Annotated in this window: 17 protein-coding genes; 1 reads left to right on the top strand and 16 read right to left on the bottom strand. The window is 70.8% G+C overall.

Going from position 1 to position 13,663, the window contains the following annotated elements; genetic code table 11:
• A partial coding sequence (locus ACWGJY_RS05040; RefSeq protein WP_453259390.1) for a transposase occupies positions 1-339 on the top strand: 339 nt, incomplete at its 5' end.
• Positions 340-601: 262 nt separating this feature from the next.
• Here ACWGJY_RS05040 and ACWGJY_RS05035 read toward each other — a convergent pair.
• The 16 genes from ACWGJY_RS05035 to rpsP form a co-directional block, all read right to left on the bottom strand.
• Positions 602-1,141 (bottom strand): TetR/AcrR family transcriptional regulator, encoded by a 540-nt coding sequence (locus ACWGJY_RS05035; RefSeq protein ID WP_453259398.1) that lies wholly within the window; start codon positions 1,139-1,141, stop codon positions 602-604.
• Positions 1,142-1,268: 127 nt separating this feature from the next.
• Positions 1,269-2,105 (bottom strand): RNA polymerase sigma factor WhiG, encoded by an 837-nt coding sequence (gene whiG / locus ACWGJY_RS05030; RefSeq protein ID WP_453259389.1) that lies wholly within the window; start codon positions 2,103-2,105, stop codon positions 1,269-1,271.
• A gap of 362 nt (positions 2,106-2,467) precedes the next feature.
• On the bottom strand, positions 2,468-3,649 hold the full coding sequence (gene dprA, locus ACWGJY_RS05025) for a DNA-processing protein DprA (RefSeq protein ID WP_453259388.1): 1,182 nt from the start codon (positions 3,647-3,649) through the stop codon (positions 2,468-2,470).
• A 141-nt stretch (positions 3,650-3,790) separates the two neighbouring features.
• Positions 3,791-5,452, bottom strand: a complete 1,662-nt coding sequence (locus tag ACWGJY_RS05020; RefSeq protein ID WP_453259387.1) for a YifB family Mg chelatase-like AAA ATPase — start codon at positions 5,450-5,452, stop codon at positions 3,791-3,793.
• Entirely contained in the window at positions 5,452-5,826 is a 375-nt protein-coding gene (locus tag ACWGJY_RS05015; protein WP_453259386.1) for a YraN family protein, read from the bottom strand. The genes ACWGJY_RS05020 and ACWGJY_RS05015 overlap by 1 nt, the downstream gene beginning before the upstream one ends.
• 455 nt (positions 5,827-6,281) lie before the next feature.
• Positions 6,282-6,590, bottom strand: a complete 309-nt coding sequence (locus ACWGJY_RS05010; RefSeq protein ID WP_003980220.1) for a DUF2469 domain-containing protein — start codon at positions 6,588-6,590, stop codon at positions 6,282-6,284.
• A 38-nt stretch (positions 6,591-6,628) separates the two neighbouring features.
• Positions 6,629-7,105, bottom strand: a complete 477-nt coding sequence (locus ACWGJY_RS05005; protein ID WP_453259397.1) for an NUDIX hydrolase — start codon at positions 7,103-7,105, stop codon at positions 6,629-6,631.
• Positions 7,106-7,277: 172 nt separating this feature from the next.
• Complete coding sequence (gene lepB, locus ACWGJY_RS05000; protein ID WP_453259385.1) at positions 7,278-8,006, bottom strand: signal peptidase I; 729 nt, start codon at positions 8,004-8,006, stop codon at positions 7,278-7,280.
• Between the two features lie 54 nt (positions 8,007-8,060).
• Complete coding sequence (gene lepB / locus ACWGJY_RS04995) at positions 8,061-9,038, bottom strand: signal peptidase I (protein WP_453259396.1); 978 nt, start codon at positions 9,036-9,038, stop codon at positions 8,061-8,063.
• The gene (lepB, locus tag ACWGJY_RS04990; RefSeq protein ID WP_453259384.1) at positions 8,980-10,116 is read right to left on the bottom strand and encodes a signal peptidase I; all 1,137 of its coding nucleotides are present in this window, start codon (positions 10,114-10,116) and stop codon (positions 8,980-8,982) included. The genes lepB (ACWGJY_RS04995) and lepB (ACWGJY_RS04990) overlap by 59 nt, the downstream gene beginning before the upstream one ends.
• Positions 10,109-10,873 (bottom strand): signal peptidase I, encoded by a 765-nt coding sequence (gene lepB / locus ACWGJY_RS04985; RefSeq protein WP_453259383.1) that lies wholly within the window; start codon positions 10,871-10,873, stop codon positions 10,109-10,111. The genes lepB (ACWGJY_RS04990) and lepB (ACWGJY_RS04985) overlap by 8 nt, the downstream gene beginning before the upstream one ends.
• A gap of 96 nt (positions 10,874-10,969) precedes the next feature.
• Complete coding sequence (rplS, locus tag ACWGJY_RS04980; RefSeq protein WP_086721202.1) at positions 10,970-11,317, bottom strand: 50S ribosomal protein L19; 348 nt, start codon at positions 11,315-11,317, stop codon at positions 10,970-10,972.
• Positions 11,318-11,449: 132 nt separating this feature from the next.
• Positions 11,450-12,259 carry a tRNA (guanosine(37)-N1)-methyltransferase TrmD gene (trmD, locus tag ACWGJY_RS04975; RefSeq protein ID WP_453259382.1) on the bottom strand — a complete coding sequence of 270 codons (810 nt, stop codon included), beginning with the start codon at positions 12,257-12,259 and terminating at the stop codon, positions 11,450-11,452.
• On the bottom strand, positions 12,259-12,804 hold the full coding sequence (rimM, locus tag ACWGJY_RS04970; protein ID WP_453259381.1) for a ribosome maturation factor RimM: 546 nt from the start codon (positions 12,802-12,804) through the stop codon (positions 12,259-12,261). The genes trmD and rimM overlap by 1 nt, the downstream gene beginning before the upstream one ends.
• Positions 12,805-12,972: 168 nt before the next feature.
• A complete protein-coding gene (locus tag ACWGJY_RS04965) occupies positions 12,973-13,212 on the bottom strand; it encodes an RNA-binding protein (protein WP_003980229.1) in 240 nt (79 codons plus the stop codon).
• A 2-nt stretch (positions 13,213-13,214) separates the two neighbouring features.
• The gene (gene rpsP, locus ACWGJY_RS04960; RefSeq protein WP_030080385.1) at positions 13,215-13,655 is read right to left on the bottom strand and encodes a 30S ribosomal protein S16; all 441 of its coding nucleotides are present in this window, start codon (positions 13,653-13,655) and stop codon (positions 13,215-13,217) included.
• Positions 13,656-13,663: the final 8 nt, after the last annotated feature.

The following is a 13,663-nucleotide window of genomic DNA, read 5'->3' as shown; positions in this document are numbered from 1 at the left end:
GTCGGCGACGGCACCAGCTTCCCCACCGCCGCCCACCTCGCCTCCTACGCCGGACTCGCCCCCACCACGAAGTCGTCGGGAACCTCGATCCACGGTGAACACGCACCCCGCGGCGGCAACCGGCAGCTCAAACGGGCCATGTTCCTGTCCGCCTTCGCCTGCATGAACGCCGATCCCGCCTCCCGCGCCTACTACGACAAGCAACGCGCCCGCGGCAAAACCCACACCCAGGCCCTCCTCCGCCTCGCCCGCCAACGCATCAGCGTCCTGTTCGCCATGCTCCGAGACGGCACCTTCTACGAACCCCGCACCCCCAAGGACGTCGAGCTCGCCGCATAACCCCAGCGACCCCGAACCACCCCAAACCCGACAGGGGTGCCTTGACACAGGACATAGAGGCCCCCCCCGCACCGAGGCCGCCAACAAGCTGGGTCACGTGCTGGGTGCTGGGTGCTGGGTGCTGCGTGCTGCGTGCTGCGTGCTGCGTGCTGCGTGCTGCGTGCTGCGTGCTGCGTGCTGCGTGCTGCGTGGCCAACGAGTGTTCGGGGTGGTGGAGGTGGGGTGGGGCGGGGGGACGGGGGGGGACGGGGGGAGGGCCCCGTCAGCCGCGGACGCCGCGGAGGGTCATCGCGACCGCTGCCTCCGTGATCTCGTCCGGGTCTTCTGCGGCGCCGAGTTCGATGCGGCGGACAGCGGCGTCGACGACCCCTTGGAGGAGCATGGCCGCAAGGCGGGGCTGCGCATGGCCGAGGGCGGCGAGCGCCTCAACGATCATGGCGATCAGCCCGCCGTGCGCCGCGCGGATCTTCTCGCGTGCAGCGGCGTCCAGCTCGCCGGCCGAAATGGCGACGACGGCACGGTGGCGCCGGTCGCCGACCAGGGCGAGTTGCCGGCGCACATACGCCTCGACCTTCTCCTCGGGCGTGTCGACGCGCTGCATCGCCGTTTCCACCTCAGCGGCCCAGACCGGGAAGTCGACGGCACACAGCTCCTCGACGACGGCGGCGCGCGAGCGGAAGTACTCGTATACGGAGGAGCGCGCGAGGCCCGTGCGCTCGGCGAGGGCGGGGAAGGTCAGTGCTTCCGTTCCGCCTTCGGACAGCAGGGTGCGGGCGGCGTCCAAGAGGGCGCCACGCTGCATCGTCCGGTGCTCGGCCACGGAGGCCGCTCGAATCCTGGGCACCTCCCCACTCTACGGATGGCGTGCCCGTCGTGGCACTCCGCATGGCGACACGGCGTGCAGGAAGACCCGGCGTCCGCAGAGCGACTCAGCGTCCGACGTCAGCGAGCTTCGCCCGCAGCTGGAGTACGGACTTGGTGTGAATCTGGCTGACTCTGCTCTCCGTGACGCCGAGGACATTGCCGATCTCGGCGAGCGTGAGGCCTTCGTAGTAGTAGAGCGTGACCACGGTCTTCTCGCGTTCGGGGAGGGTGTTGATGGCACGCGCGAGCAGCCGCCGCAGTTCACGGCCTTCGGCGATCTCCACGGGGTTCTCGGCGGCCGTGTCCTCGAGGGTGTCCATCAGGCTCAGCCGTTCACCCCCCTCACCGCCGACGTGCAGCAGCTCTTCCAGCGCCACCACGTTCGCCAGGGAGAGCTGGCTGAACACACCGTGGAGTTCCTCCAGCGCGATGCCCATCTCCTCGGCGACCTCGGCCTCGGACGGGGTGCGGCGCAGTTGCGCTTCGAGGGTGGCGTAGGCGCGTTCGACGGCGCGGGCCTTCTGTCGTACGGAGCGCGGGATCCAGTCGAGCGCACGCAGCTCGTCGATCATTGCGCCGCGGATTCGGGTGATGGCGTACGTCTCGAACTTGATGGAGCGTTCGGGCTCGAACTTCTCGATCGCGTCGATCAGTCCGAAGACCCCGGAGGAGACGAAGTCGGCCTGTTCGACGTTCGGGGGCAGGCCGACGCTGACGCGGCCGGCGACGTACTTGACCAGCGGCGAGTAGTGCAGGATCAGCTGTTCCCGCAACCGCCCGTCGCCCGATGCCTTGTACGAGCGCCACAACTCGTCGAGCGAGGTGGGCGGGGCGGGGCGCACGCTGCCGCGCGCGGCGGGTGGTACAGCCGCACGGTCAGACCCGGAGGTGTGCTGGGGCATTCGTCGCCTTGAGCCGTTCTGCCGAGACGCGGGTGGATGGATGTATGTGGGTTGATTTTGCCTGTGAGCGTAGCGTGACCGAAGCGTCGCGGTGCGCGAGGATGGCAGGTTCGGGCGTGCGCAGATACGTTCCGCTGCCCGCACCTCAGGGTTACCTCGTACGGCATGGCGACACCCGGACACGGGGCCGGGTGCGGACCCCCGGAGGGCCGTGCGGACGGACGCGGTGACACGGCGGACGGGGCCTCGCGCATCCCCTGTGCCACATCACCGTCTCCCCACGGATCGGGCCCGTGCCCCGAAGCACGGCAAACCTGGACTCTGCGGTCATTCCCCTCACCCTTTCACCCGTTCGCCCCAGGTCAAGTACCGCCTCGCCGGGAACCCTCGGCCGTCTCGGCGCGTCGCGCCAACTCCCAGCGATCACCGCACCTTTGAACGAATCCGAGGGACAGCAGCTCGAAGAGTTTGCTCTGGGTGACGTCGCGGGGCGTGCCGGCTTCCTGCGCCAGTTGGCCGGTGTCCGCGCTGCCGCGCGCGGGCAGCGCCTCGAGGACGCGGCTCGCGACAGGGTCCAGGAGGTCGCGGATGCGGGTCCGCCCGTGCTTCTCGGGGGCGAGGTCGCCGATGCTGCCGACGAGTTCGATGACCTCGTCGGCGTCGGTGACCACCGCGGCCTCGCCGCGCAGGAGTTGATGCACACCGGCGGACAGGCCGCTGGTGACCGGGCCCGGCGTGCCCATCGTGAAGCGCCCGAGGGCCAGCGCTCGCCGGGCGGTGACCAGGGAGCCGCTGCGAAGCTCCGCCTCGACGACGACGGTGCCTCTGGTGAGTGCCGCGATGACGCGGTTGCGCTGGATGAAGCGGCTGCGGGTGGGGTGGTCGCCGGGAGGTAACTCGGCGACCACCAGGCCCTGTTCGGCGATCCGGCCGATCAACTCGGTATGGCCGCGCGGGTAGGCGTGGTCGATGCCCGAGGCCATGACGGCGATGGTCGCGCCGTCCGCGGCCAGTGCCCCGCGATGGGCGGCGCCGTCGACGCCGTAGGCGGCTCCCGAGACAACGGTCCAGCCGCGGTCGGCGAGTCCGGCGCCGAGGGTGGTGGCGAGGTGGGCGCCGTATTCGGTACAGGCTCGGGCGCCGACGACGGCGACGGAGCGCAACGCCCACAGTCTGAGGTCGGCTGCCCCGCGCACCCACAGGCCGACGGGGCGGGCGTCACCGAGGTCGTCGAGCTGGCCTGGCCATTCGTCGTCACCGGGGCAGAGGAACCGGCCGCCGAGCGCGGTGACGGCGTCGAGGTCCGCGGCGGGGCGGGCCCGGCCGGCTCGGAGGCGCAGGCCCGCGATCTTGGCCGGGGTTGCGCCCTCGGGCAGGTCCGCGTTGTCGTCCGACAGGGTGCGCCACAGGTCCACCGGGCCCCTCTCGCGCAGCCAGCGGCCGGCGGTTTCATCGCCTGGTTCGAGGATGCGGGTGAGGGCCGCGCGGGCGATGCGCTGCGGTTCGTCTCCCCGGCGGTGAGGGGATCCCCGGTCGGTTGCCACCGGGTTGACGGGGTGTGGATCGGCCGTCGTATGCGTGGCATCGCTTGGTTCAGCTGTCGGAACGTGTCCACGGGCCCGGTCGTCCGTGGCCGTGTCCGGTGCACCCGTGGCAAAGCCCCATGCGTCGATTCCGGTCACTGCTCACACCTGCCCGTGCGGCGACGCCGCGGTCGTCGCCGTTGTGCGCTTGCTTTCGCCCGCGCCCACCGTCGTCAGCGCGCCGCGGCGTACGCCGGTGCGCAGTTCGAGGGCCCAGCTGACGTCTTCGCTGGTGGGGCGGTCGCGGCCGGACAGATCGGCGGCTGTCCAGGCGACGCGCAGGACGCGGTCGAAGCCGCGGGCCGTGAGGAGGCCGCATTCGAAGTCACGTTCGGCGGGGGCGAGGGCGCCGGGGTGGACCTGCCAGCGGGTGCGCAGTTCATGGCCGGGTACCTCGCTGTTGGTCTGCCATGGTGTGCCGGCGAGGCGGGCCGCGGCACGTTCACGGGCGGCGTGTACGCGGGCGGCCACGGCCGCGGTGGATTCGGCGCCGCGGCCGAGGGCGATCAGTTCGGCGCGGGCGACCGGCTCCACGGCGATCCGGAGGTCCACCCGGTCCATCAGGGGTCCGGAGAGCCGGGCACGGTAGCGGCGGATGGAGGACGGGCGGCACTCGCAGCCTCCGCCGGCGGTGCCGTGCCGCCCGCACGGGCAGGGGTTGGCGGCGAGCGCGAGGAGGAAGCGGGCGGGCATCCGCATCATGCCCGCCGCACGGGCGACGACGACATGGCCGGATTCCAGTGGCTGGCGCAGTGCGTCCAGGACACGTGGGCTGCATTCGGCCGCCTCGTCCACGAACAGCACGCCGTGATGGGCCAGGGATACGGCTCCGGGGCGGGGCAGTCCGGTGCCGCCGCCGACGAGGGATGCCATGGTGGCGGAGTGGTGCGGGGCGCAGTAGGGCGGCCGGTGGACGAGAGGCTGTCCGGGCGGGAGGGTGCCGGCCACCGAGTGGACGGCGGTGACCTCCAGGGATTCCTTGGGGGACAGCGGCGGCAAGAGGCCCGGGAGGCGTTCGGCGAGCATGGTCTTGCCGGCGCCGGGCGGGCCTTTGAAGAAGATGTGGTGGCGTCCGGCGGCGGCTACTTCCAGGGCGCGGCGGGCGCTGTGCTGGCCGGCGACGTCCGCGAGGTCGGGTGTGTGGTCCCCGGGTGGCAGCCCCGCGCTGACGCCGGTGCCGGGCACGACCAGCCCGGCGAGCAGCGGGTCGGGGCCTCCTTCTTCGCGGGGATCTTCCTCGTCGGGCACCGGTTCGTCGGCGAGGACGGCGATGAGCTGGCGCAGGCTGCGGACGCCGAGGACCGAGATGCCAGGGACCAGCGAGGCTTCGGCGGCGGTCTGGTCCGGGACGACGACCTGGCGGTATCCGGCGTCGGCGGCGGCCAGTACGGCGGGCAGCACTCCGCGTACGGGGCGGACGCGGCCGTCCAGGCCCAGTTCGCCGATCATCATCAGGTCGGTGAGTTCGCGGGGGTCCAGGCGTTCGGCGGCGCCGAGGACCGCGCAGGCCACCGCCAGGTCGAATCCGCTGCCGCTCTTGGGCACGGAGGCGGGGCTGAGGCCGACGGTGAGCTTTTTCTGCGGCCATTCGGCGCCGGAGTTCACCACCGCGGCCCGTACCCGCTCTCGGGACTCGATGAGGCTCTTGTCGGGCAGCCCGACGAGGGTGAAGGCCGCGACGCCGGGTTCCAGGTCCGCCTGGACCTCGACGACGACGCCTTCGACGCCGACCAGGGCGACGGAGCAGGTCCGGGCGAATCCCATCAGGCCACCCCCCTCGCGTGCTGGACGACCGGGGCGCCACGGGCCGGCAGCAGGACGCCGATCACATCGATCCGTACGCCGCCGGGCGGTGGGCCGCCGTGTCGTTCCAGCCAGCGTTCCGCCAGCAGCCGCAGCCGGGCGGTTTTCTCGGGGCGTACGGCCGCCATGGGGTGTTCGTACCAGCCGGCGCGGCGGGTCTTGACCTCGCAGACCACGACGGCATCGCCATCGGCCGCGACGATGTCGATCTCTCCGTCGCGGCAGCGCCAGTTGCGGTCCAGGATCCGCATCCCGGCCTCGATGAGCCGCCGGGCGGCCAGGTCCTCGCCGTAGCGGCCGAGGGCGCGTCGCCGGATGCCGGACCGATGGGCCACTGCCGGGCCGGAGTGCGCCGGCTCGGCGGTGGTCGGATCGGCAGCCGACGGCCGGACAGTCGTCGGATCTGCAGCCGACGGCCGGACAGTCGTCGAATCGGCAGCCGACGGCTGTGCTGCCGCCTGCTGGACGGCCGGCGGCCTGGGGGCTGCTGCAGCCCTGGAGGCTGCTGCCGGTGGGGCGGCCGTCCGCCTCGCCGCGGGCGGCTTGTGCCCTGTGGGCGGCGTTCCTGGGCGCGTCCTGCGCGCCCGCCCCGCGATCTGTGCGTCGTTCCCGGCCCTGCGGCCGGCCTGCATGGCGTTCATGCGGTACCACCTCCGGCACCGACTGTGACGCTCCCGCCCAGATCTATTGGATCTTGGTGGACAGTGGGCCGGTTGTGGACAACTCGCCCACCCGTCCGGGTGACGGAGGGCAGTCCCGGGGCCTCGCCGCCCCGCCGGCTCCGGCCGCCTCAGCTCCCCGGAAGATCCAGATCGCTCTTGTTCAGCTCCTCGATGTTCACGTCCTTGAACGTGAGGACGCGCACCTGCTTGACGAAGCGGGCCGGGCGGTACATGTCCCAGACCCAGGCGTCGGCCATCGACACCTCGAAGAACACCTCTCCCTGGACCGAGTGCACCTGCATCTCGTAATCGTTGGTGAGGTAGAAGCGCCGCTCGGTCTCGATCACATATTTGAACAGCCCGACGACGTCGCGGTACTCCCGGTAGAGCTTCAGCTCCATCTCGGTCTCGTACTTCTCGAGGTCCTCGGCGCTCATGGCAGATCCCCTTCAGCCGTGCGTGCCCCTATTGTGCGTCAGACCCGCTCGGTCTCCAGGAGCACTGGCGCATCGGGGGGCCCTTCGTCGAGCAGCGCGCGCAGCAGCTCGGCGAGTCTGGTGGGATACACCGTCTCATGCGAGGCGGACAGTTCCTCCGAAGTCCACCACCTCAGTCCCGAGACGCTGCGTCGCTCCAGCTGGGTCTGCCCGCCGGTATCGGTGGCAGTCCGGTCGGTTCGTCCCAGGTAATACCACTCGTCCTGTTCCCAGCGGCGTCCGTCGAACGGGAAGGCGCAGCGGCGCTTCCACAGGACCGGCCCGAGGACGGCATCGGTGATGCCGGTCTCCTCGGCAAGCTCGCGGCGGGCCGCCTCGTCGCGGGTCTCTGTGCCTTCCAGGCCACCGCCCGGGGTGAACCACCACCTGTCGGTGGGGCGGTCCGGTTCGAATCCATGGAGCAGCAGGATCCGGTCGTCGGGGTCGAGGAGCACGACGCGGGAGACCCGGCGCACCACGGTCGCCTCTGGCGCCTCACCGCCCGCTGCCCCCGGCGCTCCGGCTCGCCCGTCGGGGGCCGCAGGGCCCTCGGCCGGTAGCGCGGCGTCGGGGCAGCCCTCGCCGGGCTGTTCCCCGGCCGCCGCCCCTCGGATCGCGGCAGGCTCCTCGGCGCCCCGCCCCGGCCTCTCAGGCACGCTTGCGCGCCGTGCGCCGGGCGAGGGGCCCGTAGGCCGCGCCGAGGAGGATGAGGACCGCGCCCGCGATCACTGCGAGGGTGATGGGCTGTACCGGGCCGGGCTGTGAGGTGCCGCCGGGGAGGGCGGAGAAGGCCGCCGGGCGCTGCATCACGCCGACGCTTCCGAGCGGCCAGGCGCGGGCGTCGACCCGGGCATCGACGGCGCTGCGCGGTACGGAGCCGTGGTCGCCGTCGGTGAGGTGGACGCGGGAGTCCATGGAGTCGCTGCGGTGGTCGCCGAGCAGGAAGAGCTTCCCGCTGGGGACAGTGGCCTTGAAACCGATGGGTGAGGCGGGCCCGCTGCCCTGCAGATACGGTTCCTCGACGGGGGTTCCGTTGATGGTCAGCCGGCCGTGCTCGGTGCAGCAGGAGACCTTGTCACCACCGACGCCGACGACACGCTTGACCATCGGCAGATCGCCCCACGTGGAGTCCTTGAAGACGACGATGTCGCCGCGGCGTATCTGGGAGCCGTCCACCTTCTCCGCCAGGACCCGCGCCCCGACCGCGATCGTCGGCGTCATCGAATCGGTCGGCACCGTATAGGGGCGGTAGATCAGCGCCGCCCAAACGAAGCCGCCCAGGAACAGCACACAGCCGACGGCCACGGCCAGACCGGACAGCACACTGCCCGTCGTCCGGCCGCGGCCGTCGGTCCTGCGTTCCGTACTGCCGCTCATCCCAGCGCTCCCACCCCGCGGACCGGGCCCGCGTCGAAGATCCGGGACGGCACCTTACCTGGGGTTACGTGTTCCGGTCAGCCTCCGGCGACGCCAGATCACGATCGGTACCGCGCCGGCCAGGCCCAGAGCGGCCGGGGCCGCCGCCATGGCCTTGTTGATTCCGGGCTGGTCGAAGGTGTCCGGCACCGGCAGGGTCGCCCAGCGGTTGATGGGCCAGGCAATGGTGAACGCCCGGCCGACGACCTCGCTCTCCGACACCGTGCCGTTGCCCTTGAGGTTCTGGTGGTAACGGGAGTCGAGGGAGTCGTCGCGATGGTCGCCCATGACCCAGATCCGGCCCTTGGGGACATGGATCGGACCGAACGCCCGGTCGCCGCAGGGGGTGGCACCGGGGAAGACGTACGAGTCTTCCTTGAGGGCCTTGCCATTGACCTTGACCGGGCCGGTGCCGTGGCACTCGACCGTGTCGCCGCCGACCGCGATGACCCGCTTGATCAGGTCTTTCTCCTCGGCCGAGGGCATCAGACCGATGAAGCTGAGGACCTTCTGGACGGGGTTGGGCTCAGGGGTCGGCGTCTCGTTCAGCCAGCCGCCCGGGTCGTGGAAGACGACGACCTCGCCGCGCTGCGGCTTGGAGCCGAACCACGGCGTCAGCTTGTCGACCAGCACCCGGTCCCCGCGCTGCAGGGTGTCCTGCATCGAGTCGGACGGGATCGAGAACGCCTGCACCAGGAAAGTCTTGATCAGCAGCGCGAGGATCAGAGCGATGCCGATGAGAATCGGCAGCTCCTTCCAGAAGGCGCGCGGCTTCTTGGCCTTCTTCATACCGCCGCTCACCTCGTCGCCCGCTGACGTGTCCCACGTATCCGACGCGTCCGAAGGCTCCGCCGGGGCGGATCGCTGTGCCTGCGCCCCTGACCCCGGCCGAGTTGGTGACTGATGCACGGAACTCGTCGCCGGCCGCGCGGTCTCACCACGCCCCGCCGGCTCTTCGGGCTCTTCGGTTCCGGACCGCGCGCCGACCGCCAAGTCCCCCACATCTGCTCCTCACTCCACGCATTCGCCCGCCCGTCAACCGGCGCAGGCCCACCACTCCCATAACGAGCGGGAGTTCCGCAGGGGTCGGGAGTACGGCCAAACTCTCGGTGGACAGCCTATGCGGCCCGCCTGCCGCTGACGCCTTGGCGCCCGGCGCGTCGTGCACGGCCGTAAAGGTGTCCGGCTCTTCCAGGCGCCGCCAGTGGCTGAACGGCCAGCCGATCACCACGGCCCGGCCCACCACACCGTCCTCCGAGACCGTGCCACGGTACGGCTCGTCCAGGTGGAAGCGCGAATCCGCGGAGTTGGAACGGTGGTCGCCCATCACGAAGATCCGCCCCGTGGGGACGGTCACCGTGAACTTCAGCGTGGACGGCGGATTGCCCGGATGGATGTACGGTTCCGTCAGCGGGGTGCCGTTGACGGTGACCTTGCCCTGTTCGTCGCAGCATTTGACGGTGTCGCCGCCGACCGCCACGACCCGCTTGATCAGGTCTTGTTCATTGGCCGACGGCAACAGGCCGATGAAGGTCATGGCGTCCTTGACCGGCTGGAAGGCGCCGCCGTTGTCGGCGGGCTTGTTCTGCTCGCCCTTGAGCCAGCCGCCGGGATCCTTGAAGACGACCACGTCACCGCGCTGCGGCTTGGAGCCGAACCACGGCGTCAGCTTGTCGACCAGCACCCGGTCGCCGATCCTGATCGTCTGCTCCATGGAGCCGGACGGGATGACGAAGGCCTGGACGAGGAAGGTCTTCAGCACGAGGGCGATGGCCAGCGCCACGCCGACGAGGATGGGGATTTCCTTCAGGTAGGAGCGTTGCCTGCGGCGTTTGATGCGCCGCGCCTGGCGTCGCCGCTCGGCCCGTCCCCCGGTCCCGGACCGTCCGGCCCGCCTGCCGGTCGCGGCCCGGTCCGCCGGGAGGCTGTCGCTCTCGCCGGTTTCCTGAGGGTCGCCGTACCCGCCCGAACCTCCGTACGCGCTGCTGGTGGCCCGCCCCGCCTCCTTGGTGCCCCGACCCGGCCGGGCGGTGCCCTGGTTCCCGTGGCGGGGACGTCCGCGGCTACCCACGGGGGCCTGCCGCGGCCGGTATCCGGTCGAAGGACCGTGGGCGCTCGAAGGTGCGCCAGCGGCTCGTCGGCCAGCTGATCAGGTCCGCGCGGCCGATGACCTTGTCCACCGGGACCGTGCCGCCTCCGGGGTCACCGAGGTGGTCGCGGGAGTCGCTCGACCTGGCGCGGTGATCCCCCATGACCCACAACCTGCCCTCCGGCACCACGATGTCGAAATCCACCGAGGACGGCGTGTCCCCGGGGTGGAGATACGCCTCGTTCACGGGCTCACCGTTCACTTCGATCCGCCCCCGTTTGTCGCAGCAGGTCACACGGTCACCGCCGATGCCGATCACACGCTTGACGTAGTCGGTCTCGGCGGGCCGGGCCAGGCCCAGCGCCGCGCCGGCTCCGCGCAGCAGTCCCGTGACGGGATTCTCCCCCTGCTCCCTGTGAACGAAAGACCCCGTGCCGTCGAACACGACGACATCGCCCCGTGCCGGCTCGCTGCCGAAACGGTACGCCAGCTTGTTGACCAGCACCCGGTCCCCGATCTGCAGGGTGTTCTCCATGGAGGAACTGGGAATCAGGAAGGGCTGCGCGACAAAGGCGCTGAGCAGCAGCACAAAGGCCAGACAGAGCGCGAGCAGCGTGGCCGGCCGGTAGCGCAGACCGGCCGCGCGGCCGAGAAAACGCGCGAAGCGCGACCCCTGCTCCGGCCCCTGGTCGGGGGTGGGAGAGGGGTCGCGCTCCGTGAGCTGTGCGTCGGTGTCCATCGGGCCCTGAGCCTATCCGGCCGGATCCGGACGCCGTACGTGAGCGTGGGTTTGCGTTGCCCCGGTGCAAAAAATCGTGCTCCGGGACGGCCCGGCTCAGTTGTCGCGCTTCTCCTTGATCTTCGCGGCCTTGCCGCGGAGCTCGCGCAGGAAGTACAGCTTGGCGCGACGGACGTCACCGCGGGTCACGACCTCGATCTTCTCGACGATCGGGGTGTGCACCGGGAAGGTGCGCTCGACGCCGACGGAGAAGCTGACCTTGCGGACCGTGAAGGTCTCGCGCACGCCGGCGCCCTGACGGCGGATGACAACGCCCTTGAACTGCTGCACACGGGAGCGGTTGCCCTCGATGACGCGGACGTGGACGTTGACGGTGTCGCCCGGACGGAAGGCCGGGATGTCGCTGCGCAGCGACGAGGCGTCGACGGAGTCGAGAAGGTGCATGACCTACTGCTTTCTTCGCTGATGCCACAGGTCATCAACGGGATATCGGGATGATGTTTCGGATGCCGTTCCGTCGGGCGGGCGTCGTTCCCCCTGTGGCAGGGGCGCGCGCCGGACGCACACAGCAGCGGCCTATTCTTCCACGGCTCCGGTCGTCCGCCCAAATCGGCCGTCCTCGCCCGGTGACCAGCCAAGAGCGGCCAGGATCGCGCGGTCGTGTTTGTCGAACGCGGCGGGGTCGGCGCGCTCGATCAGATCGGGGCGGTTGCGGTCGGTGCGGCGGAAGGCCTCGTCCCGGCGCCAGCGGGCGATCTTGCCGTGGTGGCCGCTGAGCAGCACCTCGGGGATACCACGGTCGCGCCACTCGGGGGGCTTGGTGTAGACGGGGCCCTCCAGGAGGTCCGCCATCGCGCCGGGGGCGAAGGAGTCGTCCTGGTGGGAGGCGGCGTTGCCGAGGACGCCGGGCAGCAGCCGTGCCACCGCCTCGACCATGACCAGCACCGGTGCCTCGCCGCCGGCCAGGACGTAGTCGCCGATGGAGACCTCGCGGACGTCGACGCGGTCGCCGTACTCCTCGATGACACGGCGGTCGATGCCTTCGTAGCGGGCCGGGGTGAACACCAGCCAGGGCTTGGCGGAGAGTTCGACGGCCAGCTGCTGGGTGAAGGGGGCGCCACTCGGGGTGGGGACCACGATCACCGGTTCGCCCTCGCCGGACGCGAGGATCTCATCGAGCGCCTCGCCCCACGGCTCGGGCTTCATGACCATCCCCGGGCCGCCGCCGTAGGGGGTGTCGTCGACGGTGTTGTGCTTGTCGTACGCCCATTCCCGCAGGTCGTGGATGCGCACATCGAGCTGTCCGCGGGCGCGGGCCTTGCCGACGAGGGAGACGTTCAGCGGTTCGAGGTATTCGGGGAAGATCGTGACGACATCGAGCCGCATCAGCTGTCCTCGCGGCTGGAGGCAACCTCGGCCTGGCTGTCGTCGAGGAGTCCGGGCGGCGGGTCGATGACCGCGCGCTGCTCCTCCAGGTCGATCTCCGGGACGATCTCGGCGACGAACGGGATCAACACCTCGCCGCCGTCGGGCCGCTGGACGACCAGCAGATCCTGGTAGGGCAGATGGGAGATCTCGGTGATCCGGCCGACGGCGGTGCCGTCACGGGTGACGACGTCGAGGTCGATCAGCTGGTGGTCGTAGAACTCCTCGGGGTCCTCGGGGACTTCCTCGGGGTCGACCTCCGCGATGAGCAGGGTGTTGCGCAGCGCCTCGGCGGCCGTGCGGTCCGCGACGCCCTCGAAGCGCAGCAACAGCCGGCCGCTGTGCACCCGGCCGGCCGTGATGGTCAGCGGTCCGACGGAGGACGGTTCGGTGGCGAGGACGGCTCCCGGGCCGAGCCGCAGTTCGGGCTCGTCGGTGCGTACCTCTACCGTGACCTCGCCCTTGATGCCGTGGGCGCGGCCGATCCGTGCCACTACCAACTGCACGCTGTTGTCTCCCCTTTTTGCGGCCGAACCGCCGCCGCTTTCGCGAGGTGGCCGAGGACCGTCGTGGTTTCTCCATTGATGGTGGTGAGCGTGGATCCACGCTCGCCAACGAACTCGGGCCGGGGACGGCCCGAGGGCCCTCCCCGGCCCGAGCCGGTGTTCAACTTGTCAGCGGACCTGGTCCACGTCGACGAGGTCGACGCGGATGCCACGGCCGCCGATGGCGCCCACGACGGTCCGCAGGGCACGGGCGGTACGGCCGTTACGGCCGATCACCTTGCCGAGGTCGTCGGGGTGGACCCGGACCTCGAGCACGCGCCCGCGGCGCAGGGTGCGCGAGGCTACCTGCACGTCGTCGGGGTTGTCGACGATGCCCTTGACGAGGTGCTCGAGGGCTTCCTCGAGCATGCTCAGGCCTCGGTCGACTCGGAGGTGGACTCGGCCGCAGCCTCGTCCGCCTTCTTGTCAGCCTTCTTCGCCTTCGGGGTGATGGCCTCACCCTTCGGCTCGTTGCCGGAGTCCTTCGCGGCGGCCTCGAAGAGGGCGCGCTTGTCGGCCTTCGGTTCGGCGACCTTCATCGGAGCCGGGGCGGGCAGACCCTTGAACTTCTGCCAGTCGCCGGTGACCTTGAGGATGGCCATGACGGGCTCGGTCGGCTGTGCGCCGACACCCAGCCAGTACTGGACACGCTCGGAGTCGACCTCGATGCGCGAGGGGTTCTGCACCGGGTGGTACAGGCCGATCTCCTCGATGGCCCGGCCGTCACGGCGGGTACGGGAGTCGGCGATGACGATGCGGTAGTGAGGCGCGCGGATCTTGCCCAGACGCTTCAGCTTGATCTTGACTGCCACGGAAGTGG

The sequence above is a fragment of the Streptomyces sp. NPDC054765 genome, from assembly GCF_053612065.1.
The sequence above is the reverse complement of the archived record's forward strand: the minus strand, read 5'-3'. Positions and strand labels throughout refer to the sequence as shown.

Excerpts from the sequence above, each read along its gene's own strand:
- rplS (WP_086721202.1), bottom strand. The coding sequence starts at position 11,317 with ATGCACCTTCTCGACTCCGTCGACGCCTCGTCGCTGCGCAGCGACATC.
- ACWGJY_RS05035 (WP_453259398.1), bottom strand. The coding sequence starts at position 1,141 with ATGCAGCGTGGCGCCCTCTTGGACGCCGCCCGCACCCTGCTGTCCGAA.
- whiG (WP_453259389.1), bottom strand. The coding sequence starts at position 2,105 with ATGCCCCAGCACACCTCCGGGTCTGACCGTGCGGCTGTACCACCCGCC.
- ACWGJY_RS05010 (WP_003980220.1), bottom strand. The coding sequence starts at position 6,590 with ATGAGCGCCGAGGACCTCGAGAAGTACGAGACCGAGATGGAGCTGAAG.
- trmD (WP_453259382.1), bottom strand. The coding sequence starts at position 12,259 with ATGCGGCTCGATGTCGTCACGATCTTCCCCGAATACCTCGAACCGCTG.
- lepB (WP_453259385.1), bottom strand. The coding sequence starts at position 8,006 with ATGAGCGGCAGTACGGAACGCAGGACCGACGGCCGCGGCCGGACGACG.
- lepB (WP_453259383.1), bottom strand. The coding sequence starts at position 10,873 with ATGGACACCGACGCACAGCTCACGGAGCGCGACCCCTCTCCCACCCCC.
- ACWGJY_RS05020 (WP_453259387.1), bottom strand. The coding sequence starts at position 5,452 with ATGGGATTCGCCCGGACCTGCTCCGTCGCCCTGGTCGGCGTCGAAGGC.
- ACWGJY_RS04965 (WP_003980229.1), bottom strand. The coding sequence starts at position 13,212 with ATGCTCGAGGAAGCCCTCGAGCACCTCGTCAAGGGCATCGTCGACAAC.